This window comes from Bradyrhizobium sp. T-12 (assembly GCF_058314695.1).
In genome coordinates this window covers 834,278-857,831 of sequence record NZ_CM177756.1, presented here as the reverse complement: position 1 = coordinate 857,831, position 23,554 = coordinate 834,278, and the positions used below count along the sequence as shown (strand labels likewise).

26 protein-coding genes are annotated in these 23,554 nt (G+C 65.3%); 8 read left to right on the top strand and 18 right to left on the bottom strand.

Annotated features, from left to right (window positions below; all coding sequences use genetic code 11):
- Positions 1-82: 82 nt before the first annotated feature.
- From AC0WRY_RS04070 to AC0WRY_RS04060, 3 genes are all read right to left on the bottom strand, one after another.
- Positions 83-643 carry a cytochrome P460 family protein gene (locus AC0WRY_RS04070; RefSeq protein WP_491122698.1) on the bottom strand — a complete coding sequence of 187 codons (561 nt, stop codon included), beginning with the start codon at positions 641-643 and terminating at the stop codon, positions 83-85.
- A gap of 69 nt (positions 644-712) precedes the next feature.
- Complete coding sequence (locus tag AC0WRY_RS04065) at positions 713-1,744, bottom strand: alpha/beta fold hydrolase (RefSeq protein WP_194405783.1); 1,032 nt, start codon at positions 1,742-1,744, stop codon at positions 713-715.
- A 33-nt stretch (positions 1,745-1,777) separates the two neighbouring features.
- The gene (locus tag AC0WRY_RS04060) at positions 1,778-2,197 is read right to left on the bottom strand and encodes an organic hydroperoxide resistance protein (RefSeq protein WP_194408156.1); all 420 of its coding nucleotides are present in this window, start codon (positions 2,195-2,197) and stop codon (positions 1,778-1,780) included.
- A 197-nt stretch (positions 2,198-2,394) separates the two neighbouring features.
- On the opposite strand from AC0WRY_RS04060, the gene AC0WRY_RS04055 reads away from it, so the two are divergent.
- The gene (locus tag AC0WRY_RS04055) at positions 2,395-5,235 is read left to right on the top strand and encodes an ATP-binding protein (protein ID WP_491122697.1); all 2,841 of its coding nucleotides are present in this window, start codon (positions 2,395-2,397) and stop codon (positions 5,233-5,235) included.
- 6 nt (positions 5,236-5,241) lie between these two features.
- Here AC0WRY_RS04055 and AC0WRY_RS04050 read toward each other — a convergent pair whose 3' ends face one another.
- Complete coding sequence (locus tag AC0WRY_RS04050; RefSeq protein ID WP_491122696.1) at positions 5,242-5,913, bottom strand: response regulator; 672 nt, start codon at positions 5,911-5,913, stop codon at positions 5,242-5,244.
- 337 nt (positions 5,914-6,250) lie between these two features.
- Here AC0WRY_RS04050 and AC0WRY_RS04045 point away from each other — a divergent pair, with 337 nt between their 5' ends.
- Positions 6,251-7,876, top strand: coding sequence for an MFS transporter (locus AC0WRY_RS04045; protein ID WP_194405780.1), 1,626 nt, complete (start codon positions 6,251-6,253; stop codon positions 7,874-7,876).
- 59 nt (positions 7,877-7,935) lie between these two features.
- Here AC0WRY_RS04045 and AC0WRY_RS04040 read toward each other — a convergent pair whose 3' ends face one another.
- The gene (locus tag AC0WRY_RS04040; protein WP_194405779.1) at positions 7,936-8,412 is read right to left on the bottom strand and encodes a secondary thiamine-phosphate synthase enzyme YjbQ; all 477 of its coding nucleotides are present in this window, start codon (positions 8,410-8,412) and stop codon (positions 7,936-7,938) included.
- Between the two features lie 105 nt (positions 8,413-8,517).
- Positions 8,518-8,979 carry a hypothetical protein gene (locus AC0WRY_RS04035; protein WP_194408155.1) on the bottom strand — a complete coding sequence of 154 codons (462 nt, stop codon included), beginning with the start codon at positions 8,977-8,979 and terminating at the stop codon, positions 8,518-8,520.
- Positions 8,980-9,422: 443 nt separating this feature from the next.
- Between AC0WRY_RS04035 and AC0WRY_RS04030 the strand changes: the two genes are divergently transcribed.
- The 5 genes from AC0WRY_RS04030 (at position 9,423) to AC0WRY_RS04010 (ending at position 12,061) form a co-directional block, all read left to right on the top strand.
- Positions 9,423-9,797 (top strand): AtpZ/AtpI family protein, encoded by a 375-nt coding sequence (locus tag AC0WRY_RS04030; RefSeq protein WP_063197865.1) that lies wholly within the window; start codon positions 9,423-9,425, stop codon positions 9,795-9,797.
- Positions 9,798-9,906: 109 nt separating this feature from the next.
- Complete coding sequence (locus tag AC0WRY_RS04025; RefSeq protein WP_007605089.1) at positions 9,907-10,656, top strand: F0F1 ATP synthase subunit A; 750 nt, start codon at positions 9,907-9,909, stop codon at positions 10,654-10,656.
- A gap of 53 nt (positions 10,657-10,709) precedes the next feature.
- Positions 10,710-10,940 carry a F0F1 ATP synthase subunit C gene (locus AC0WRY_RS04020; protein WP_007599451.1) on the top strand — a complete coding sequence of 77 codons (231 nt, stop codon included), beginning with the start codon at positions 10,710-10,712 and terminating at the stop codon, positions 10,938-10,940.
- Between the two features lie 62 nt (positions 10,941-11,002).
- Positions 11,003-11,569: a F0F1 ATP synthase subunit B gene (locus tag AC0WRY_RS04015; protein WP_194405778.1), complete on the top strand. Its 567-nt coding sequence runs from the start codon at positions 11,003-11,005 to the stop codon at positions 11,567-11,569.
- A 6-nt stretch (positions 11,570-11,575) separates the two neighbouring features.
- Positions 11,576-12,061: a F0F1 ATP synthase subunit B family protein gene (locus AC0WRY_RS04010; RefSeq protein ID WP_194405777.1), complete on the top strand. Its 486-nt coding sequence runs from the start codon at positions 11,576-11,578 to the stop codon at positions 12,059-12,061.
- Between the two features lie 154 nt (positions 12,062-12,215).
- On the opposite strand, the gene AC0WRY_RS04005 is transcribed toward AC0WRY_RS04010, so the two are convergent.
- From AC0WRY_RS04005 to AC0WRY_RS03985, 5 genes are all read right to left on the bottom strand, one after another.
- Positions 12,216-12,866: a hypothetical protein gene (locus AC0WRY_RS04005; RefSeq protein ID WP_194405776.1), complete on the bottom strand. Its 651-nt coding sequence runs from the start codon at positions 12,864-12,866 to the stop codon at positions 12,216-12,218.
- A gap of 120 nt (positions 12,867-12,986) precedes the next feature.
- Complete coding sequence (locus tag AC0WRY_RS04000) at positions 12,987-13,574, bottom strand: GNAT family N-acetyltransferase (protein ID WP_011084002.1); 588 nt, start codon at positions 13,572-13,574, stop codon at positions 12,987-12,989.
- A 39-nt stretch (positions 13,575-13,613) separates the two neighbouring features.
- Positions 13,614-14,903, bottom strand: coding sequence for a M16 family metallopeptidase (locus tag AC0WRY_RS03995; RefSeq protein ID WP_194405775.1), 1,290 nt, complete (start codon positions 14,901-14,903; stop codon positions 13,614-13,616).
- Positions 14,900-16,318 carry a threonine synthase gene (gene thrC, locus AC0WRY_RS03990; protein WP_194405774.1) on the bottom strand — a complete coding sequence of 473 codons (1,419 nt, stop codon included), beginning with the start codon at positions 16,316-16,318 and terminating at the stop codon, positions 14,900-14,902. The genes AC0WRY_RS03995 and thrC overlap by 4 nt, the downstream gene beginning before the upstream one ends.
- A 568-nt stretch (positions 16,319-16,886) precedes the next feature.
- Positions 16,887-17,531, bottom strand: coding sequence for a response regulator transcription factor (locus AC0WRY_RS03985; protein ID WP_194405773.1), 645 nt, complete (start codon positions 17,529-17,531; stop codon positions 16,887-16,889).
- 87 nt (positions 17,532-17,618) lie between these two features.
- Here AC0WRY_RS03985 and AC0WRY_RS03980 point away from each other — a divergent pair, with 87 nt between their 5' ends.
- Positions 17,619-18,959, top strand: a complete 1,341-nt coding sequence (locus AC0WRY_RS03980) for a histidine kinase (RefSeq protein WP_194405772.1) — start codon at positions 17,619-17,621, stop codon at positions 18,957-18,959.
- Between the two features lie 96 nt (positions 18,960-19,055).
- On the opposite strand, the gene AC0WRY_RS03975 is transcribed toward AC0WRY_RS03980, so the two are convergent.
- From AC0WRY_RS03975 to AC0WRY_RS03945, 7 genes are all read right to left on the bottom strand, one after another.
- Positions 19,056-19,424, bottom strand: a complete 369-nt coding sequence (locus tag AC0WRY_RS03975) for a nuclear transport factor 2 family protein (protein WP_194405771.1) — start codon at positions 19,422-19,424, stop codon at positions 19,056-19,058.
- 114 nt (positions 19,425-19,538) lie between these two features.
- Positions 19,539-20,291: an SURF1 family protein gene (locus tag AC0WRY_RS03970; RefSeq protein ID WP_194405770.1), complete on the bottom strand. Its 753-nt coding sequence runs from the start codon at positions 20,289-20,291 to the stop codon at positions 19,539-19,541.
- Complete coding sequence (locus AC0WRY_RS03965; RefSeq protein WP_491122695.1) at positions 20,288-20,689, bottom strand: DUF983 domain-containing protein; 402 nt, start codon at positions 20,687-20,689, stop codon at positions 20,288-20,290. The genes AC0WRY_RS03970 and AC0WRY_RS03965 overlap by 4 nt, the downstream gene beginning before the upstream one ends.
- A 98-nt stretch (positions 20,690-20,787) precedes the next feature.
- On the bottom strand, positions 20,788-21,684 hold the full coding sequence (locus tag AC0WRY_RS03960; RefSeq protein WP_194405768.1) for a cytochrome c oxidase subunit 3: 897 nt from the start codon (positions 21,682-21,684) through the stop codon (positions 20,788-20,790).
- A 79-nt stretch (positions 21,685-21,763) separates the two neighbouring features.
- Positions 21,764-22,417, bottom strand: a complete 654-nt coding sequence (locus AC0WRY_RS03955) for a cytochrome c oxidase assembly protein (protein ID WP_194405767.1) — start codon at positions 22,415-22,417, stop codon at positions 21,764-21,766.
- Between the two features lie 5 nt (positions 22,418-22,422).
- Entirely contained in the window at positions 22,423-22,599 is a 177-nt protein-coding gene (locus AC0WRY_RS03950; RefSeq protein ID WP_063197888.1) for a cytochrome c oxidase system small membrane protein, read from the bottom strand.
- The gene (locus tag AC0WRY_RS03945) at positions 22,596-23,540 is read right to left on the bottom strand and encodes a heme o synthase (protein WP_194405766.1); all 945 of its coding nucleotides are present in this window, start codon (positions 23,538-23,540) and stop codon (positions 22,596-22,598) included. Before AC0WRY_RS03945 ends, AC0WRY_RS03950 begins: the two co-directional genes overlap by 4 nt.
- Between the last annotated feature and the right edge of the window lie 14 nt (positions 23,541-23,554).

Genomic DNA, 23,554 nt, shown 5'->3' with positions numbered 1-23,554 from the left:
GGTCAGCTTCCCCGGGTCAAAACCGGCAAAGCTCCGAGCGCCGGATGATTCCGCTTTGCTCTTGCGCCGGCAGAGGCCCGCTTCAGGGCGCCAGCCGCGTGAAGACGTAATCGCGGCTCTTGGCGCGGGCTTCGTGGCAGCCCCAGCAGGTACGATGCTGGGCTTCGTCAACCGGCTTGCCGTCGACGAAGCGGCCAAAGCCCCAGCCGCCGGTCGCGGCGTACTTCCTGGAATCCTTGACCATCACCTGGACCGTGGTGGCGGCGCCGGGAATCGTCGCTGATGCAAACTCGGGCGACTGTTTCCGTTTCCAGGCGCGCTTGACCAGGATGCTGCCGTCCGGGAACGGAAGCTTACCGGCCTGATAGGCGTCGACTGCGGTCTGGTTGCCGACGACGGCGCGAAGCTCGTCGAGCGGGGCGGCCTCCTCGGCCGGAGCGATCAACTCCCATTGCCTGTAGCCGGGCGGAATGGTGACGCCGAAGATCGGCGAGGCTTCCGCCGAACTCTGCGCGGGCGCCTCGGCAAGGGCGATCGAAATCAGGTAAGGCACAAAGGTCAGGAGAAGGACGAGAACAAGCGCTGCCAGCGTGATCGCCGTGGCATAGGAGCGCTTCTGCGTTTCAGGTTCGCTGGACGTCATGTCATTTCTGCAGGTTGGGGGCGGCACATCCTCGGTCCAGCCACGCTGGACCGAGGATCGCATCAATGATCAGACGCCGTCGGCGTCGATGACGGCCTTGGCGAAGGCTTCTGGCGCCTCTTGCGGCAGATTATGGCCGACGCCGCCGGTGATCAGGCGAAACTCGTACCGGCCCGAGAACTTCTTGGCATAGGCGCTGGGATCGGGATGCGGTGCGCCATTGGCGTCGCCTTCCATGGTGATGGTCGGCACCTCGATGACGGGAGCAGCCGCCAGCTTCCTTTCGAGATGTTCGTATTTCGCTTCGCCCTGGGCGAGCCCGAGCCGCCAGCGGTAATTGTGGATCGTGATCGCGACATGATCCTTGTTATCCAGCGCCGCCGCGCTGCGGGCGAAGGTGGCGTCGTCGAACTTCCACTGCGGCGAGGCGAGCTTCCAGATCAGCTTGGCGAAATCGTGCGTGTACTTCTCGTATCCGGCGCGGCCGCGCTCGGTCGCGAAATAGAACTGGTACCACCATTGCAGCTCGGCCTGCGGCGGCAGCGGCATGTTGCCGGCGGCCTGGCTGGAGATCAGATAGCCGCTGACCGACACCAGCGCGCGACAGCGCTCCGGCCACAACGCGGCGATGATGTCGGCGGTGCGAGCGCCCCAGTCGAAGCCGGCAACGACCGCCTTCTTGATATCGAGCTTGTCCATCAGCGCGATGATGTCGGCGGCCATCGCCGCGGGCTCACCGTTTCGCGGCGTCTCGCCGGAGAGGAAGTGCGTCGTGCCGTAGCCGCGCAGATGAGGGATGATCACGCGATAGCCGGCCTTCACCAGGATCGGCGCGACGTCGATGAAGGCGTGGATGTCGTAAGGCCAGCCATGCAGCAGGATCGCCACGGGACCGTTCGAAGGTCCGGCCTCGGCATACCCGACATTGAGGACGCCGGCATCGATCTGCTTGATCGCGCCGAATGACGCGGTCGATCCGGATGATCGCGGCGCTTCCGTTTCGGCGCGTGCGAGGTCGATCACGCCGAGGCCGACGGCGACGGTTCCGGCGGCCACGCCGAAAAACTTGCGACGATGCTGGTCGATGATTGGTGGCTTCATGGTCGTACCTCGTGGTGCTTGGTGATCGTTGCGTCAGATCAGCATGACCGTGACGTCGATGTTGCCGCGAACGGCCTTGGAATAGGGACAGGTCTGATGCGCATCATCGACGATGCCGCGCGCGATCTCGGGGTCGAGGCCCGGCAGGCTGACATTGAGGCGTGCCCGGAGCGAATAGGCGCCGTCGTCGAGCACGAGATCGATCTCCGCATCGACAGCGCATTTCCTGGGAAGCTCGAGCTTGCGCTTGCGGGCGGCGATCTCCATCGCGCCCTCGAAGCAGGCCGACCAGCCGGCGGCGAACAATTGCTCGGGATTGGTACCGATGCCGGTGCCATCAGGCGGCGACAGCTTGACGTCCAGGCGGCCGTCAGAGCTGCGCGATATGCCGTCGTGCCGCCCGCCGCTGGTGTGGGTCCTGGCCGTGTAGAGTAACTTCGCCGCCTGCGTCATCATGGTCTCCTCGTCGTCACGCCACTGACTAGCAGCGGCTGCGACGGCACACCCGTTTGGACTTGTGAGAAGTTGTGAGGTCTCGCCTGGCGCCTCACAAAGGCCTGCATCCGCGGTCTGATGCCGATGCAGGAGCGGCCTTGCCGGATCGCGATCATCTGGCTATCGGGTCCTTCCGAAGGGACCAAGATTTCGCCATGACAGAGCCGGCCGTCACCGCGACGGGAACATTGTCGTTCGGGCCATTTTCCGTGACGCCGCATGAAAGGCTGGTGATGCGCGACGGCGTCGCGTTGCCGCTCGGCGCGAAAGCCTTCGACACGCTGATGGCGCTGATGTCGCGGCCGAATGAGGTCGTCAGCAAATGGGACCTGATGGCGCTGGTGTGGCCCGGCATCACCGTCGAGGAGACCAATCTGCGCTTTCATGTCGCAGCGCTTCGCAAGGCGCTCGGCGACGGCAAGGATGGCGCCCGCTACATCACGACGCTTTCCGGCCGCGGCTATTGCTTCGTGGCGCCGATCTCGCAGACAAATATCGCCCCGGTGCAGCGCCCCGCGCCGCGGCTGGAATTGCCGCCCGTGAAACTGCCGAACCGGCTGCAGCGGATGGTCGGGCGCGACGATGCGATCGCCGCCGTCTCCGGCAAGCTCCTCGCCTCGCGCTTCGTCACGATCGTCGGCCCCGGCGGCGTCGGCAAGACCGCGGTCGCCGTGGCGATCGCGCACGACCTGCTCGAATCATTCTCCGATGCCGCGCACTTCGTGGACCTTGCCTCGCTCAGCGATCCCGATCTCGTGATCACCTCGATCCTGCTGATGCTTGGCCTGCCGGCGGAGACCGACGATCCCCTGCCCGCGCTGCTCGCGCATCTCAGGGACAAGCGGATGCTGTTGATCCTCGACAATTGCGAGCACGTCATCGCAGGGGCCGCACCGCTGGCCGCGGAGATCTTCCATGCGGCGCCGCACGTCCATATCCTCGCGACCAGCCGCGAAGCCCTGCGCGTCGAGGGCGAGCAGGTCTATCGATTGGCCCCGTTCGCCGTCCCGCCCGACAATTCCGGCCTGACCGCCGCCGCAGCACAGACCTATCCCGCACTTCAACTATTCCTCGAACGTGCCACAGCCGGCGGCGCGCAGATCACGCTCGACGATGCAAATGCCGCAGTCATCGCGAGGATCTGCCGCAAGCTCGACGGCATGGCGCTGGCGATCGAGCTCGCCGCGGGCCGGGTCGAAGCCTACGGCCTCGCGCAAACGGCCGCACTGCTCGACGAGCGTCTCAACCTGCTCTGGCAAGGCCAGCGGACGGCGCCACCCCGGCAGAAGACATTGCAGGCCACGATCGACTGGAGCTACGGGCTATTGTCGGATCGCGAACGCCTGGTGCTGCGCAGGCTCGCGGTCTTCGCCGGCCATTTCACCCTCGACGCAGCGCTCGAAGTCGTGCCGGACGAGCGCGTCGACCACGCTCATTTGTTCGATGCCGTCGACAGTCTCGTTGCCAAATCGATGGTCGCCCCGCGCCCGATCGGCGCCATGATGCGCTATCGCCTGCTCGACACCACGCGCGCCTATCTGCGCGAGATCGAGCCTGATGACACGGCGCTCGCCGTCCGCCACGCGACCTACTACCGGCGATGGCTGGAACAGGCCGGCATGAGCTGGGCCAATGTGCCGAGCGCGGACGAACGGGCGGCTCACTTCTCCGCGCTTCACAACGTGCGCGCCGCGCTCGACTGGTGCTTCGGCGCGGGCGGCGATCTCGGCGCCGGTATCGCGCTCGCCGCCGCCGCGGCGCCGATCTTCCTGGCGATGTCCCTGTTGATCGAATGCCGGCGCTGGTCGGAACGTGCGCTGCTGGCAATGGTGCCCTCCGCGCGCGGCAGCGCCGAGGAAATGCACATCCAGGCCGCGCTCGGACTGACCTTGATGTTCACCCGCGGCGGCAGCGAAGCGGCGCGCAACGCCCTGAGCCGGAGCCTTGCGATCGCCGAGGCGCGCGGCGACCAGATCAACCAGCTCCAGCTGCTCGGCCGGATGCATATCTTTCACGAGCGGATGGGAGAGTTCGACGCCGCGCTTGGCTATGCGCAGCAGAGCCTCGCCGTCGCAAGGTCGCTAGGCGATGCGGCCTCGATCGCCCTCGCCCATTCCCTCCTCGGCGTCTCGCTGCATCTGGCAGGCAGGCATCGCGACGCGCTGAAGATGCTGGAGATGGCCTGGCGGGGACCGGGCACGGAACGAATCAGCACGGTCTACGGCTTCGATCATCGCAACCGGGCCGGCATCACGCTCGCCCGGGAGCTCTGGCTGCAGGGCCGGCCCGCGGATGCGCTGCAACTGGCGCGGCAGACGGTCAGCGAGGCTGCGCAGATGGATCATCCGATCACGCTCTGCATCGCGCTGATCTGGGCGGTCGCCATCGAGCTCTGGAGCGGCGACCTCGACGGCGCGGAGGAGGACATCGACCGCTTCATCGCGCACGCCAATTCGCGCTCGATGGGGCCCTATCTTGCGGTCGGCCGCGGCGTCAAAGGCGAGCTGGCGATCCGGCGCGGCGATGCCGCCGGTGGCGTCGAGACGATCGGGACTTGCCTGCGCGAGCTCCACGATGCCGGCTACGAGCTGCTGACCACGACCTTCAACATCGCGCTGGTCCAGGGCTTGCTCGCGCTCGGACGGTTCGAGCAGAGCGCGCACCTCATCGACGATGCGATCCGGCTGGTCGAGCGGAGCGGCGACCACCTCTACATGCCCGAACTGCTGCGGATGAAAGGCAAGGTCCTGTCACACCAGCCGGCGCCGCGGATGCAGGACGCCGAGGCCTGCCTGATGCAGGCGCTGGAGCTCAGCCGCGCCCAAGGCGCGAAAGCCTGGGAACTGCGGGCGGTGGTCGATCTCGCCGGGCTCATCGGCGAACGCGGCCGGCGCGAGGAAGCGAAGGGATTGCTGCAATCGTCGCTTGAAGGCTTTGCCGAAGGTTCGGAGACGGCGGATATCCGGGCTGCCGATGCGCTTCTGAAGATGTTGTAGCGAGGCTCACCCCGTCGGGGTGCCCTGCTTCCACTGGCCGCTGGCGATCTTGGCGGCGGCGATCACCGCCTGGGTGCGGCTCTCGACGCCGAGCTTTTGCAGGATCGCCGAGACATGCGCCTTGATGGTGGCCTCGGAGACCCCGAGCTCGTAGGCGATCTGCTTGTTGAGCAGCCCCTCCGACAACATCATCAGGACCCGGACCTGCTGCGGCGTCAGCGTCACCAGTCGGTCGCGCAGGCGCGTCATGTCGGGATCGCTGGCTGCGGACAGGTCGGTGTCGGCGGGAACCCAGACGTCGCCCTCCATCACCTTGAGAATGGCGTCGCGCAAGGTCTCGACGCCGAACCGCTTCGGAATGAAGCCGGAGGCGCCGAAATCGAGCGAGCGGCGGATCGTGGCACCGTCGTCGGACGCCGAGACGATCACCACCGGGATCGCCGGATATTGCGCCCGCAGGTAGATCAGGCCGGAAAAGCCCGAGATCCCGGGCATCGAGAGGTCGAGCAGAATCAGATCGACGTCCGAGGCCTGTTCCAGGAGCTTGGTCAGATCCTCGAACGACCCGGCCTCGTCGATTTGGGCCGAGGTCAGGACGCCGGCCACCGCCTGTCGCAGCGCGTCGCGGAACAGGGGATGGTCATCGGCGATGACGAGATGGGTCGAGGGAGCGTTCATCGTTCTCTTGCTGTCGTTCGCGGGCCGGCAGACCGACCCGGATGAACCAATTCTTCCCCGAGCGGACGTGGCATGCAAGTGCACATTATCCCTTTGCTGCAAAGGGGTTAATCTTGGAATCTCCGTGGCGGCACGCCGTTGCCCGATACCGGACGTCAGCTGCACGTCAGTGCGCAAGGCCGAAAGTCGTATTGGGGCAGCTTTCACGCCGATGTTACCTTGCGGGCAAGACCTGGGTTGATCCGGCATGTCCGGACATCCGGGGCGCGAGGAAACGCATTTCGGGGAGCGATTCAATATGTCGACGATGGCTGTGTCTCAAGCACGCGCGGGAGGGATGACAAAGGACGAACGGTTCGTCATCCTCGCTTCCTCGCTCGGTACCGTCTTCGAGTGGTACGACTTCTACCTCTACGGTTCACTCGCCGGCATCATCGGCGCGCAGTTCTTCTCGGCCTATCCGCCGGCAACCCGCGACATCTTCGCGCTGCTGGCGTTCGCAGCCGGCTTCCTGGTCCGCCCGTTCGGCGCGATCGTGTTCGGCCGCGTCGGCGACATCGTCGGCCGCAAATACACCTTCCTCGTCACCATCCTGATCATGGGTCTGTCGACCTTCATCGTCGGCCTGCTGCCAAACGCGGCGACCATCGGCATCGCGGCCCCGATCATCCTGATCGCGCTGCGCCTCGCCCAGGGCCTGGCGCTCGGCGGTGAGTACGGCGGTGCGGCGACCTATGTCGCGGAGCACGCTCCGAACGGCAAGCGCGGCTATTACACCTCCTTCATTCAGACCACCGCGACGCTCGGCCTGTTCCTGTCGCTGCTGGTGATCCTGTTCACCCGCAGCGCCCTCGGCGAACCCGACTTCGCCGCCTGGGGCTGGCGCATCCCGTTCCTGGTCTCGGTGCTGCTGCTCGGCGTCTCGGTCTGGATCCGGCTCCGCCTCAATGAATCCCCGATCTTCCAGAAGATGAAGGACGAGGGGAAGAGCTCGAAGGCGCCGCTGACGGAAGCCTTCGGCAACTGGCAGAACGGCAAGCTCGTGCTGCTCGCGCTGCTCGGCGGCGTGATGGGCCAGGGCGTGGTCTGGTACACCGGCCAGTTCTACGCGCTGTTCTTCCTGCAATCGATCCTGAAGGTCGACGGTTACACCGCCAACCTGCTGATCGCCTGGTCGCTACTGCTCGGCACCGGCTTCTTCATCGTGTTCGGCATGCTGTCCGACAAGATCGGCCGCAAGCCGATCATCCTCGGCGGCTGCCTGATCGCGGCACTGACCTTCTTCCCGATCTTCAAGATGATCACCACCAACGCCAACCCGGCGCTGGAGAAGGCCATCGAGCAGACCAAGGTCGAGGTTGTGGCCGATCCCGCGGGCTGCGGCGACCTGTTCAACCCGGTCGGCACCCGCGTCTTCACGGCACCTTGCGACACCGCGCGCGCCTTCCTATCGCAGTCGTCGGTCAAGTACTCGACCGCGCCGGGAGCCGCCGGCTCGGGCGTGAAGGTGATGGTCAACGGCAAGGAAGTCGCCTACACCAACGCCAAGGACAGCAACCCGGCAGTCCTCGCCGCCGTGCAGGCAGCCGGCTATCCGAAGGCCGGCGACGCCGGCATCGTGAAGATGGCGCATCCGTTCGACATCTTCCGTCCGCAGGTGGCCGCGATCATCGGGCTGCTGTTCGTCCTGGTGCTGTTCGTCACCATGGTGTACGGCCCGATCGCCGCGATGCTGGTCGAACTGTTCCCGACCCGCATCCGCTACACCTCGATGTCGCTGCCCTACCACATTGGTAACGGCTGGTTCGGCGGCCTGTTGCCGGCGACCGCCTTTGCCATCGTGGCCTCGACCGGCGACATCTATGCCGGCCTCTGGTACCCGATCATCTTCGCTTCGATTACCGTCGTGATCGGCTTGCTCTTCCTGCCCGAGACCAAGGACGTCGACATCAAGGCGACCTGATCGAAAGCACCGATCTCAACCAGCATCAACCGGCCGCGGTTTCCGCGGCCGGTTTTGTTTTATGGGATTGCTGAGCCGACGAATTGCAGCACCACCTCGCGCCGGTGCGGGCGCCTGCGATGCTCGATCAGATAGATCGCCTGCCAGGTGCCGAGTGCGAGCCTGCCGTTCAGCACCGGGACCTGAAGCGAGGCCCCGGTCAACATCGTCTTGACGTGTGCCGGCATGTCGTCCGGGCCTTCGGTGTCGTGGGTCCACCCGGCATTCTCCGGCGCGAGCCGGGACAGCGCGGTCGTGAGGTCGACGAGCACGGAAGGATCAGCGTTCTCCTGGATCGTCAGCGAGGCCGAGGTGTGGCGGATGAACAGCGTCAACGCACCGTCGCGCGCGCGAACCTCGTTGATGAATTTTGCAGCTTCGCCGGTGAGATCGGTGAAGCCATGACCCGATGTCTGCACAGTCAGCAGTGACGATGAGACGGTGGCGGCTTGCACCGTCGATGGCGCCGAGCGGGTGACGGATTTGGTAGATGTCATGGAAGGTCTCTCAACTCGGAAAGCCGCCGTGCCCAAGATCTTTCCCGATCATTGGAATTGGCGGGCACGCTTTGCTTTGCCGACCCTACGGCATCTCGCTATGAGCTAGATCTTTCCCGACACGTCCTTTTGCACCCGGTTGGCCATGTCGATCAGCCGCCGCCAGGCCTTTTCCAGAAACGACATCACGCGATCGACGTCCTGGTCGCTCGGCAGCGGGATCTCGATCTTGCGCTCGCCCTCGGCGCTCTTCGGTTCGGCTTTCTTCAGCGGGTCGGATTTCGGCAGCGCCTCGTCGACCTTGCCCGACACCGTCGGCCCCGCCGCGAGCTGTCCCTTCAGCTTCTCGACCTCGGCCTGGAGCCGGCCGATCTCGGCATCGAGTGCGGTCCGTTCGTCCGGCACTACATAGCAGGCCCAGCCGGCGCCGTTCTTGCTGCAGGTCGAGACCGTGCCGGTGCGGGTGTCGAGCCGCAGCACGCCCTCGGGAATGGGCGTCATGCTGTAGCGACCGTTTTCGCTGTCGGGCGTCGCCGGCGCGGCCATGAGACCGCCGCCTATCGCCATCGCCGCGGCAAACGCCGCCGCCGCAAGCCAGGATGTGGCGCAGGATCTTGCGCAGGATGTTGTGGATGATTTCAGGGGTCTCATCGCGCTCTCCGCCACGACGTGGAGGTGGCAATCCGGCAAATTCTACACCCCGGCGTGGCGATCCGCCGCCCAAAACGCACACCGGCATCAACGATCCCGGCGGCGTCTTTGATCCCGGCGGCACGGCGAAAGGCCGGTCGCGTCCGCCGATCCCGAGGCGAGCTGCTGCGGTGCGGCGTCACGCTGTGTGCAGCGCTGCCGTGCACGCCAATATCTCCAAATAAATCAGATACATAAACGAAAGCGACGCAATCGTGACTTGGCTTGACTTGATTATAGGCCATCAGTATGGTCCGCGCGGCTTTTGAGGGTGGCGGGCGCAATTTCCATTCAGCCGCGGCGTTTCGGGTCTTCGTTGCATGACACAGGGCACGGGACACGGCGAGAATGGGGATCGCGATAAATCGTCCGAGGAAGCTGCGCTTTCCGAACGGCTCGGAAGTCTTGATCAGAGGTTGTCCGAATTTCGCGACCGCCGGATCAAGACCGAGCAACCCGCAGGTGACGGTGGAGACGGAGCGGCCAGAGCCTCGGCGATGGCGCTAGGTTTCCGACTATCCTCGGAGTTGATCGCCGGCGTCGTGGTCGGAGCGGGGATTGGCTGGGGTTTCGACCGCTTGCTGTCGACCTCGCCTTTCGGGTTTATCGTGTTCCTGTTGCTGGGCTTCGTCGCCGGCGTAGTGAATGTGGTGAGAACGGCAGGCGCGGGTCAGAACAGGCGCGGTGGATCATAGCCGATCCGCACCATGAGATTGATCGTGCCGGTCTTGCCGGTACGGGCCGGCCCGGCCGGCAGACCGAGACCCGCCGGCATAGCCCGGCAGACCAAGAGATGCCGCGCTGATGAAAATCGATCCGATCCACCAGTTCAACATCGAGCCTCTCTTCACCCTGGGCCATATCGGCAATCACACGATCGCCTTCACCAATTCGTCGCTCTACATGCTGGTGGCGGTGGCGATCATCTCGATCCTGATGCTTGCCAGCGGCACGCAGCTGGTTCCCGGGCGCCTGCAGTCGGTCGCCGAGATCTCCTACGAATTCGTAGCCAGCACCATCCGTTCGACGGCCGGCGCGGAAGGCATGAAGTTCTTCCCGCTGATCTTCTCGCTGTTCATGTTCATCTGCGTCTCGAACCTGGTCGGCATCATCCCCTACACCTTCACGATCTCGAGCCATCTGATCGTGACGGCAGCGCTCGCGCTTCTGGTGTTCTTTACCGTGCTGATCTACGGCGTCGCCAAGAACGGCCTGAAATTCTTCTCGATCTTCGTGCCCCACGGCGTCCCCGGCTACATCCTGCCGCTGGTGATGTTCATCGAGATCCTGTCGTTCTTCCTGCGGCCGGTCTCCCACAGCGTCCGTCTGTTCGCCAACATGCTGGCCGGCCACATCGCGCTGAAGGTGTTCGCGGGCTTCGTCGCCATGCTCGGCTTCTCGCTCGGCGCACTCGGCTGGGTCGGCGGCGTGCTGCCGCTGGCGCTCACGGTCGCGCTGTACGCCCTCGAGATCCTGGTCGCGTTCCTGCAGGCCTATGTGTTTGCGATCCTGACCTGCATCTACCTCAACGACGCCATTCATCCGGGACACTGAGCGGTCCGGGGAATTTCCACCCACAACCCAATCTTTCTTCCAAGGAGTCTAAAATGGATCCGGCAGCAGCAAAACTTATCGGCGCGGGCATCGCATGCATCGGCATGGGCGGCGCGGGCGTCGGCGTCGGCGTGATCTTCGGCAACTACCTCGCCGCGGCGGTTCGCAACCCGTCGGCCGCTCAGGGCCAGTTCGGCAACCTGATCTTCGGCTTCGCCGTGACCGAAGCGCTCGGCATTTTCTCGCTGCTGATCGCGCTGCTGCTGCTGTTCGTTCCGCTCTGAGGACGACGTTCTTCGCGCCACTTCAACCGAAGCGGCGCGCTTGACAGCAACAGGAGTACTCCATGGCTGAGAGTCATGGCGGGGCGAAGGGTCCGGCGGCGGGCGCACACACCGAGGCTGACGGTGGTCACCACGGTGGCGGCTTTCCGCCGTTCGAGAGCAGCAACTATGCTTCGCAGCTGGTGTCGCTCGCGATCTTCTTCGTCGTGCTTTATGTGATCGTGTCCAAGCTCGCTCTGCCCAAGGTCGGCGGGGCGATCGAGGCGCGTCAGAACAAGATCGAGGGCGACCTCGCCGAAGCGCAGAAGCTGAAGGACCAGTCCGACGCGGCGCTGAAGGCCTATGAAAGCGAGCTCGCCTCGGCGCGTTCGCGGGCGCAGGCGATCGGCAACGAATCCCGCGACAAGGCGAATGCGCAGGCGGACGCCGAGCGCAAGGCCGTGGAAGAGCAACTGGCGGCCAAGCTCGCCGGGGCGGAAAAGACCATCGCCTCGACCCGCGCCGCCGCCATGAGCAACGTCCGCGGCATCGCGGCCGATGCGGCAGGTCAGATCGTGCAGCAGCTCACCGGCGTCGTCCCCGATGCCGCGTCAGTCAATGCCGCGGTCGATGCGTCGCTGAAAGGTTAGCCACAGATGTTCTTCGATCCTGAAACCTGGGTCGCCATCGCCTTCGTGATCCTGATGGTCGTGTTCGGCTATCTCGGGGTCTTCAAGTCGGCGATGACCGCGCTCGATCATCGTGCCGAGCGCATCAAGGCCGAGCTCGACGACGCCCAGCGCCTCAAGCAGGAAGCCGCCAAGGTGCTCGCCGACTACAAGGCGCGCACCGCCTCGGCCGAACGCGAGGCCGCCGAGATCATCGCCAACGCCAGAAGCGAAGCCGAGCGCATCGCGACCGAGGCCAAGGCGAAGATGGAAGACTTCGTCGCCCGCCGTACCAAGACCGCCGAGAGCAAGATCGCACTCGCCGAGGCCCAGGCGGTGGCCGATGTCCGCGCCGCCGCCGCGGAGGCCGCCGTCCAGGCCGCCTCGACGATCCTGTCGCAGTCGGTCAAGGGCCAGGTCGCCGACGATCTGCTCGCCAAGGGCATCAACGAAGTCCGGCAGAAGCTGAACTGAGGCAATTGCCTTCACCAATCAAAAGCCGGCGCGATGAGCGCCGGCTTTTTTGTTGGCTCAAGGGTTTCGTGTCCCGGACGCGGCGCGGCATGCAATGACGCGACGCAGAGCACCGCTGAAGAAGCGCTGCGCTGCGTCCGGGGCACTACCCGCCCTACTTCTTCTTCCGCCCCTTCGGCTCGGGCGAGAGCGCCTGCGGGTCGAAGCCGACATAGAAAATGTAGTTGTCGGCGACCGCGGGTGCCGGCACCGGATAGGTCATGTCCTCGATCACGAAGGTAAAGGGCACGCTGCCGCCCTCGGTCATGTCGACCGTGGTGCGGTAGGCCTTCGAGGCGATCACCTTCTCGCCGACGCCGCCCTGCACGACGGCGATGCGCAAGGGCACCTCGACGGAGGCAGGCGCGCCGGCGGGACCGGCGATCACGCGGCCCTGGATACCGATCCGGGCCGTGATGCCGCCGCTGCTGCGGGCACATTCGCGCGCCATCTTGGTGATCGAGGCCTGGAAGCGAATCTCATTGCCGACAGCCGGCTTGCCGCTGGCACCGACCGCATAGGTCGAGGCCCCCGCGCGCACCGTCACCTGGGGGCAATCGAGGTCGTCTTCGGCAGGCTGGCCGGGCGCCGGCGGCGGCTTGGGCTGGGCCGGCTCGTCGGACTTGCCGCCGAACAGGCTCTTGAAACGGTCGGTCAGTGACTGGGCCGCCACCGGCGAGACAGAGGCGAGCGACACCGACACAACAAGCGCGATCGCAGGCACCTGCTGCAGGACATTCCGCGACGACCGAAGCTGCTTCCCCATCAAAGCCCCTACTCCATGACAAAACCCGGCCGATCGCCGGCAGGCCCCGCGGGTTATATCGCCAAAATCGGCGAACCCAAGGCAGCAAAATGGGGGATTTGGCCACGCGAATCGGGCGGCTCAGCCGCGGAAATCCTCATGCAGCAGGCCGAACAGCAGATGATCCTGCCAGACCCCGTTGATGCAGAGGTAGCGGCGGGCGAGCCCCTCGCGTGAGAAACCGCACTTTTCCAGCACCCGGATCGACGGCGCATTGGTGGGGATGCAGGCCGCCTCGACCCGGTGCAAATTGAGCTCGCCGAACAGTGTCGGCAGCAGCACCCGCAGCGCCGCCGTCATGTAGCCGCGATGGGCATGGGGCTGCCCGACCCAATAGCCGATGGTGCCGGCCTGCACGATGCCGCGGCGGACATTGGCCAGCGTGATGCCGCCGACCATGGCGCCGTCGAGCTCGCGGAAGATCAGAAAGGGATAGGAGCGGTCCGCGGCGATGTCCTCGGAATAGCGGCGCAGACGGCGGCGAAAGCCTGAGCGGGTGAGATCGTCCGACGGCCAGATCGGCTCCCAGGGCGTCAGGTAGTCGCGGCTGGACTCACGCAGATGTGCCCATTGCAGGAAGTCCGACATCTGCGGCGCGCGCAGCAATAGCCCGTTGCCGCGCGGTGCGAGGGCGGCGGGTCCACTGGACGGCAGGCGAAAGAGGGCCATGGTGATGCTTCCCGGGGCAGATCGACCCGCGCGCGGCTCCTAATGCAGCCGCGCCTTGGCACGTGCCCGGGTCAATCCTTCCGCAAAAGACACCGCCGTGTCCAGACCCCTGCCACTGCCCAATGCGACAACGGCCGGCCGGCTCCGCGACAACAGCGCCCGCGCCGCGTCCCGGGTCGATTCGACGCTGACGGCGTCGATCCGGGCCACCAGCTCCTCCACCGTCTGCGGCCGCCCATAGGCAAGGACATGCCGGGCAAGCTGCTCGGCGCGGGACGAGCAGCTCTCCAGCGCCATCAGGAGGCCCGCCTTCATCTGCGCCTTGGCCCGCGCGATCTCGGCCTCGGTCAGCGTCTCCACCGAATCATTCATGATGTCGACCACGACCTCCATCATCTCCGGCGCGTCGGCCGGATCGGTACCGGTGTAGAGGCCGAAGAAGCCGGTGTCGGTATAGGGCGCGTGGAACGAATAGATGGAGTAGCAGAGGCCGCGCTTCTCGCGCACCTCCTGGAACAGGCGCGAGGACATTCCGCCGCCGAGGATGTTGGTGAAGACCTGGAGCGAGAACAGCGACAGATCGCTCTGCGGCACGCCTTCCAGTGCCAGCGTCAGATGCGCCTGCTCCAGCTCGCGATGCACCACCTTGGCGCCGCCCTTGCCGAACTGGGCGGTTTGCGGCTTCGGACCCGGCGTCCCCTCGAAAGTCGCGAAGCGCTTCTCGGCCTCGGCGACCACTTGGCTGTGATCGACCGCGCCGGCCGCCGCCACCACCATGTCGGGTCCGCGATAATGCGTCGAAAGATAGCCGCGCAGCATGTCGCGGTTGAAGGCGCGCAGCGTCTTGGCCGTGCCGAGCAGTGAGCGGCCCATCGGCTGGTCCGGATAGCAGAGCTCGTTGAGATGCTCGAAGACGACGTCGTCGGGTGTGTCCTGCGCGGCACCGATCTCCTGCACAATGACGTTCTTCTCGCGCTCCAGCTCGTCGGGCTCGAAGGCGGGATTGGCGAGGATGTCGGCGAGCACGTCGAGCGCGAGCGGCACGTCGGCCTTCAGCACCCGCGCGTAATAGGACGTGGTCTCGGTCGAGGTGCCGGCATTGAGGTCGCCGCCGACCGCCTCGATCTCCTCGACGATCTCGCGCGAGGAGCGCTTGGTCGTGCCCTTGAACGCCATGTGTTCCAAGAGATGCGAAATGCCGTGCTCGTTCGGCTTCTCGTCGCGGCCACCGACGCCGGCCCAGACACCGAGCGCCGCGGTCTCGAGATGGGGCATCTCGTCAGTGACGACGGTCAGGCCGGAGGCAAGCTTGGAAATCTCGACACTCATCCGGCAACTCCCTGCTTTGCGGCGCGGCTGACCGCCAGCACGAACCGCTCGACCTCGGCCTGATCGTTCTTCATCACCTTCATGTGTTCGGATTTGGTCATCAATCCGTCGAGCCAGGCCGGCAGTTGCGGCCGCTGGCCGCAGGCCGCTTCGACGGCGTCGGGGAATTTGGCCGGATGAGCGGTGGAAAGCACGATGCTCGGCACCCCAGTGTCCGTGGTGTCGCGATCGGCGACAGCGAGCGCCACTGCCGTATGGGGATCGACCAGCTCGCCCGCCTCGCGCCAGCCGGCACGGATCGCAGCCGCGGTCTCGGTCTCGTCGGCGCGACCGGCGTCGAACTCCTCGCGGATGGCGGCCAGTGTCGCATCGGGCAGCACGAAACGTCCAGACTGCTTCAGCGAATCCATCAGGCGGCGCACACCCGCCGCATCGCGCCGGCCAGCCTCGAACAGCAGCCGCTCGAAATTCGACGAGATCTGGATGTCCATCGACGGCGACGCGGTCGCGTGCACCTCGCGCACTTCGTAGATCCCCGTCTTCAGCGTGCGCGCGAGAATGTCGTTGACGTTGGCGGCGATGCGCAGGGTCCGCACCGGCAATCCCATGCGCTTGGCGACGTAGCCGGCAAAGATGTCGCCGAAATTGCCGGTCGGCACGACGAAATCCACCGCGCGCGCCGGCGCACCGACGGCAACGGCGGACGTGAAGTAGTAGACCACCTGGGCGACGATGCGCGCCCAGTTGATGGAATTGACGCCGGAGAGCGAGGTCGCATCGCGGAAGCGATGGTTGTTGAACATCCCCTTCACGAGCGCCTGGCAGTCGTCGAAATTTCCCTCGATGGCGAGCGCATGGACATTGGCCGCGCCCGTCGTCGTCATCATCCGCCGCTGCACCTCCGAGATGCGGCCGTGCGGAAACAGCACGATCAGATCCACGTTCTCGAGGCCGGCGAAAGCCTCCACCGCGGCGCCGCCGGTATCGCCCGACGTCGCGACCACGATGGTGGTGCGCTGACCGCGCTTGGCGAGCACATGGTCCATCAGCCGCGAGATGAGCTGCATCGCCACGTCCTTGAAGGCGAGCGTCGGACCGTGGAACAGCTCCAGCACGAATTGGTGCGGCGCCATCTGGCGCAGCGGCACCACCGCGGGATGGCGGAAGGTCGCATAGGCCTCGTTCGCCATGCGGCCGAGCTCGACATCGGTGATCTCGCCGCCGGTGAAGGGACGAATCACATCGACCGCGACCTCCCAATAGGGACGGCCGAAGAAACCGGCGATGGTCTCGCTGGAGAGCTGCGGCCAGATGTTCGGCACATACAGGCCGCCGTCGCGGGCAAGCCCGGTCAGCATCACGTCGCAGAAGCCGAGTTCGGGGGCCTCGCCCCGGGTCGAGATATAACGAGTCAAACTGCCCTCCAAAGGCCGAGCGGCCTGCGCCGCTCGTTAAGCCTTTGATTTCACGAAATTACTTGTTAGCGGCCAGAGGCTTTGGGCCACCATAAAGTGTTTTGCGGCATCGGGAAACCGCTTCCCGCCTCTCCCCCGGTCAACGAAAAGGGGCTGCGGCGATGCCGCAGCCCCTCTCTTGGAAGGTCTGTCGTTGATGTGTGCAGACCGATTTGCCTCTCGGGGTCGTCGCCCCCTCAAAACTGTTCGCGCAACTCTTTCGTCGCCTGTCACGAAACCGTCAAGGGCGAAAACGATGAGGGCAAGCAAATGTTCCTATTTTTCCCGATCGAGATCCGGGCCCGGCAAACGCTCCCGTGCAGCAGCACGTCGCACATTGCCGCTCTTTCCCGAATTATGGGATTCGTTGGGAACGAACCCTGCCTCCGCCCATTGGGGTCGGCGGATGGGTGTCGGCGGTGTCCATGCATTGCCCGGCTGCGCGCTGACACCGATCCGTCCCGCCGAACCGGCTGGAGCGGCCGGTTCGGCGCTTCCGGGCCGGTGGTGCCCGGGCAGCCCCGGGACGTCAATTCATCCCGATTTCCACTGCGATCCTGATCAGGTCGGAGTGGTTCTTGGCCCCCAATTTCTGCTTGAGCAGGGACGTGGTGTTGGCGACCGTCTTGTAGGAGATGCCGAGCGCTTCCGCGACTTCCACGATCTTGTCGCCGCGTCCGAGCAGGCGGAGAATCTCGAGCTCCCGCGGCGTCATCTGCGAGGCCGGGTTGGCCTTGATCGCCGCGCCGGAAAACGTCACGGCTTCCGCGAGTTGCGGTGAGATGAAATTGTCGCCCGCGACCACCTTGCGCACCGCTTTAAGCAGGATCCTGGGATCGTCGCCCTTGGAAACATAACCCTGCGCCCCAAGCTCGACTGCCCGCACCACGAAGGCCGGATCGTCGTTCATGCTGAACATGATGATCTTGGCGTCGGGATCGTCCTTGCGGATCCGTCGCATCAGCTCGAAGCCGGAGACATCGGGCAGGCTGATGTCGATCACGGCGACGTCTGGACGCTTGCTGACATAGGCGCGATGCCCGGATTTGGCGTCCGTCGCCTCCTCGATACGGATCGAATGGTCGGACGCGAACAGGGTGCGGCAACCGGACAGCACCACGGGATGGTCGTCGACGATCAGGACCCGGGTCCCCGGCTTGGCAGTATCTTGCATCGCGCGCTCTCTTGTTTTCTTGACTCATAGACCGCCGGGAACAAATGGAAAGAGCAAATCCCGCCGATGCGCGTTAGAATTGACCTAATGTGGCACCAACTGTCGTTCAGAACACAACTGTTTCTTCCGCTCGGCGCGAGTTTTCTCGCCGCGCTGATCCTGGGCGGCATATTGCTGCAGATATTTGCAACCGGGCAGCTTGCCGATGAGAACGAGCCGGCCCGGCGCTCGACCAGGATTCTTGCCACCGCGCTCAACAACACGCTGCGCGCCTCGGACAATCCGCAGAAGACGCTGGATGCCTTCGTCCAGTCGCTGGACACCTCCTCCGATATTCAATTCCGTCGGGTCGAAGAGGGTCCTTCTCCCTCCCCGAGAGATGACACGCGCAACCTGAAGCTGGTTCCAGGGTGGTTCATCAATCTTCTGACCATACCGGACATGGATACCGCGTCTGCTGTGGTCATTGATGGCAAGCACATCGGCGATATCGTGTTTTTGCCGGATCTGTCAGCCGACCTATTCGAGAAGTGGATCGGCTTTCTCGCTTTGACCAGTCTCGTCGCCATGCTGATGGTGCTCACTGGAATTATCGCCTACGCCTTCACTGGATCGGCTCTGCGCCCCCTGCAGCATCTCGGCAAAGGCCTGACGCGGATGCGGCGTGGCGATTACGCGACGCCGATCCCGGTCGGAGGGCCGCCCGAGATTCGGCAGAGCTGTGCGGAGGCAAACGCGCTGGCGGCAACGCTCGCGCAATTGAGCCAGGACAATCGCGATCTGATGCATCGTCTGGTATCGCTCCAGGACGACGAGCGGCGCGATCTCGCCCGCGAATTGCACGACGAACTCGGACCGCTGCTGTTCAGCATCCGCGCCGGCACGATCGCACTGATCGACGCCTCGCCCCAGGCGGGAAATCTCGGCAACTCGGCGGAAGAGGTGCTGCAATCGGTCGAAGCGCTGCAGCAGACCAACCGGCGCATCCTCGATCGGCTGCGGCCGCTCTACATCGAGGAGCTGGGCCTTGCGACCAGCGTGCAGACGCTGCTCCGAAACTTTCGCAAGCAGGCGCCTCATATCATCCTGACGGATACGATCGATCCGGATCTCGACGTGATCGACGGGCCGTTGGCGCGTACCGTCTATCGCGTGATCCAGGAGTCACTGACCAACGTGCTGCGCCACGCCAAGGCCGGCAGCGCCCATGTCCAGGCGACCATCGCCGGCGAAACACTGATCGTCGAGATCTCCGACGACGGCGGCGGCTTCCCCGCCGACAATGCCTTCGGCCGCGGCCTGACCGGCATGCATGAGCGCGTGCGCGCGCTCAGCGGATCGCTGTCACTGCTGCGCGTGGACGAGCGAACCTATGTCCGTTGCCGCCTTCCGGCCGAGACGACACGCGAGGCGCCGGCCAGCGGCTAAAGCGCAACGCGATGAGGAAGAATCGTCATCGCGCTCTAGGTTGTTCTTCAAGCGTGATCTCTTCGGAAAACCGCTGCGCACTTTTTCGATCGTGCTTCAGCAGGCGCAACAGCCGTCATGCGCGTTCTGCCGCGCCGGCTCGCACAGCGTGCTGCGGATCTTGCCTTCCGGACTGAAGCGAAAGGAGGCGTGAATGCGCAGCGCGCCGGCGACGGAATATTCGAGATCGACGCCATGGGGCGCCGGGCGAATTTCCTCCAGCCCGAAACCCGCCAGCGAGAACGCGCTGAGCCGCGGCTGCCAATAGGCCTCAAGCTCGCTCCGGCCGCGATAGCGCCGCGCGCCGTTGCACGTGCATTCGACCTGGGCGTCGTCCGCATAGAGGTCGAGCAACGTCGTGAGGTCGCCCTTCCGGCAGGCGTCCAGCCAGTCGACGACAATTCCCATCTGATCGAAATCGCTCACGCCGCAATCCTGTCTGCCGCGGGAAACCACTGGCGGCTTAGGACCACACTCGTGAATGTGCGCTGAATAATAAACCCCGGGCGATACCGGGTTCCCGCGCGGAGACCGACCAGCTCAGCTCTGCCGCCGGCCTCTGGCCCACACCGCAAAGGCGATCAGCACGGCGCCCGCGAGCAAGAACCAGGTGACGGCATATTGCAGGTGGTCATCCTTCAGATGCACGTCGAGCGGCCCCGGACGGGGAATGCCGTTCTCGGGCGCCGGCTGCTCGAGATCCACATAGAACGGCGCCACCGCGCCCCAGCCGAGCGCGCTTGCGATGGCCGGATGATCGCGCACGAACCAGAGCCGCTTGTCGCGGTTCTCCGTCGGCGTCAGCCAGCCGGCCGCCTCGGGAAAGCGCAGATAGCCCGTGAACGCGACCGGCTGCCCGGTCACGAGCTTCTTCACCGCGCGATCCTCGACGCCGCGGTCCTGCATGGTGTTCTCGACGAAGCCCGCATCGATCACGACCGTCTCGCCGCTCGGAAGCCGCGCCGGCAGGAACGCCCAGGTGCCGGGGCCGGAGGCATCCTTGCGCACCGCCGAGCCGGACGAATAGACCATCGCATCGGGCAGGGCCGCGTAGGTCGCCGTGAAGCTGACGCGGCGGAATTCGTCGCGTGCGGGATTGAGCGCAGCCCATTGGGCCGGTGACGGCAGCGCGATGGGCGCCGCGGCAAGCCGCTCGGTGAGCGCCGCGATCAGCTCGTGCTTTGCGGTCCGCCGCTGCAATTGCCAAAGGCCGAGCGCCAGCAGAACAGCCGTCAGGAACAGCGTGAACAGCGCGAAGCCGGCCACGCGAGGCTTGCGCGCGGGCTGGTTCATTTCGTGCGGTCGACCAGTCGGCCCGGCGCCGCCTTGTGGTGGAATTGCAGCGCGATCAGCAGCGACTTCATCGCACGCAGCGGCAACAGCGTGGTGGCCAGGATCAGCGGCAACCACAGCACCGCATGCAGCCAGTATGGCGGCTGGTATTTGACCTCGACGATGAGCGCTGCCGCAACGACGATCCCGCCGGCCAGCATGATGATGAAGATCGCCGGACCATCGCCGGTATCGATGAAGGCGTAGTCGAGACCGCAGCGCTCGCAGGCGGGCGCGAGGTTGAGGAAGCCCGCATAGAGCTTGCCCTGGCCGCAACGCGGACATCTGCAGGCAAGCCCGCGCAGCGCGCTCTGCAGGACGGTGGTCTCGGACTCGGATTTGCCGGCGGTGTCGTTCATGATGGCGGACTCTATCACACTTCTCGCCGAAACTTGCGGCGTCCCAAATGCGAAAGGGCGGCCCTGCGGCCGCCCTTTGTGATCATCTGCCTCGCGGCTCAGTGCGCGCCGTGGGCCATGGTCTCGGCGCCGTGTCCCCAGACGTAGATGCAGAGGAACAGGAACAGCCAGACCACGTCGACGAAGTGCCAGTACCAGGCGGCGAACTCGAAGCCGAGGTGCTGCTTCGGCGTGAAGTGGCCGGCATAGGCGCGGAACAGACACACGAGCAGGAAGATGGTGCCGACCAGCACGTGGAAGCCGTGGAAGCCGGTCGCCATGAAGAAGGTCGCGCCGTAGACGTTGCCGCCGAACGAGAACGCCGCATGGCCGTACTCATAGGCCTGCACGCAGGTGAAAAGCGCGCCGAGCACGACGGTGAGGATCAGGCCGTATTTCAGGCCCTGGCGGTCGTTCTCGAGCAGCGCGTGGTGCGCCCAGGTCACGGTGGTGCCCGAGGTCAGCAGGATCAGCGTGTTCAGGAGCGGCAGGTGCCAGGGATCGAAAGTCTCGATGCCCTTCGGCGGCCAGGTGCCGGGGACCGCGCAGGCGCCGGCCTGGGTGCCAAGGCCGCAGCCGAACACGGCGTCGCGGGTGGCGTGGACCGCGTCGGCCGGAAACAGCGCCGCGTTGAAATAGGCCCAGAACCAGGCGACGAAGAACATCACCTCGGAGGCGATGAACAGGATCATGCCGTAGCGGTGATGCAGCTGCACGACGCGGGTGTGGTCGCCCTTGTACTGGGCTTCCTTGATCACGTCGCCCCACCAGCTCACCATCGTGTAGAGCACGCCCACGGTGCCGACGCCGAACACGATCGGCGCGGCCGAGTACATGTGATGCATCCAGGAGATCGCGCCGACCGCCATGATGAAGGCCGAGAGCGAACCGACGGCCGGCCACGGAGAGGGATCGACCAGATGATAGTCGTGATGCTTGGTGTGCGCCGTTGCCATTTGCGGTCTCTCTCCTCAATCCCGTGCCTGTCAGGCACTTATCCCCTTGGTTCCGACCTTGCGAGCGCGAGCCCGGCGGTCAGAGATTTCCCTTGCGCTTGTCGCCTTCGCCCGATGCCAGCGGCTTCACCACGGGATCCTTCACCGGATAGAAGGTGTAGGACAGCGTGATCGTGTTGAGCCCGTCGTTCTCGTGATCCTCGGTGATCGACGGGTCGACGTAGAACACAACGGGCATCTCCCGCTTCTCGCCGGGCGCCATGGTCTGCTCGGTGAAGCAGAAGCAGTTGATCTTCTGGAAGTAGGATCCGACCGTCAGCGGCGCGACATTGTAGGCGGCCTGGGCGGCCGTGGTGCGCGCGGCCTGGTTGGTCACGGTGTAGAAGACGGTCACGACCTCTCCGATCTTGACCTCGATCTCGTTCTGCTCCGGCTCGAACTTCCAGGGCAGGCCGGGCGCGACGTTGGAATCGAAACGCACGGAGATCTTCCGCGCGATCGGCCCCGTGGCCGGCGCGGAGGTCGCGACTTGCGTCGTGCCGTTGAAACCGGTGGCGCGGCAGAACCAATTGTAGAACGGCACCGCCGCGTAGGACGCACCGACCATCAGCGCGACCACGCCGCCGCAGATGGACGCAACCACCGCATCGCGGCCCAGCCCACGGCGCTTGGCCGGCTTACGATCGCCCGGCTTGGCGCTGACATCCTGCGATATGGTCGGCTCGTGATTCATCTGTCCTACATCGGCCGCACGAGAACGGCCGGTCCCTTGACCATGGTGACGGCGAAGAACAGCACCACCAGCACGCCGAGCGCGAGTGCGATCGCGATCGAGCGCTGACGACGGCTCTTCTTCTGCGCCTCGGTGAGGACGATTCCGTCTGTCTCGGGTTTGTCGGCCATCGCGGTGATCATGCGCCCCCAACCATCGGAGCCAGTGCCCGGAACACGACCTCGGCCAGCAGGGTCGCGAACAGCACGAACAGATAGAGGATCGAGAAGGCAAACAGCTTGCGGGTCGCGCGCAGCGACGCAGCCCGCTCGCGGCGCATATAGACGTTGATCGCGAGCACCAGCATGCCGGCCCCCAGGATCAGCGAGACGATGCCGTAGACGGCGTCGAAATAGCCGAGCGCCCAGGGCGCCGCGGCGACCGCGATCAGCACGATGGTGTAGAGCAGGATCTGCAGGCGCGTCGCATCGGGACCGGCGACGTTGGGCAGCATCGGAATGCCGGCGCGCGCGTAGTCGTCGGAGCGGAACAGCGCCAGCGCCCAGAAGTGCGGCGGGGTCCAGAAGAAGATGATGGCGAACAGCAGCAGCGGCTCGACGTCGACCGTGCCCGTGACGGCAGCCCAGGCCACAACCGGCGGCAGCGCACCGGCGGCGCCGCCGATCACGATGTTCTGCGCGGTCCAGCGCTTCAGGCCCATCGTGTAGATCACGACGTAGAAGAAGATGGTGAAGGCGAGCAGGCTGCCCGCGATCCAGTTGACGAGGATGCCGAGCGTCATCACCGAGAAGAAGGACAGCGTCAGGCCGAACGCCATCGCCTCGGGGCGGGTGATGCGGCCGCGCGGGATCGGCCGGTTCGCCGTGCGAGACATCTTGGAGTCGATGTCGCCTTCGAGCGCCATATTGAGCGCGCCGGAGGCGCCGGCACCGACGGCGATGCAGAGCAGCGAGGTCAACGCGAGCACGGGGTGGAAGTGTCCGGGCGCCATCGCCATCCCGACCAGCGCGGTGAAGATCACCAGCGACATCACCCGCGGCTTCAACAGCGCGATGTAGTCGCCGACCTCCGCCTCGGAGATGCGGGGATTGATGTCGATGGCGTTCTGGTCGAGGACGGACACGAATTCAACTCGCT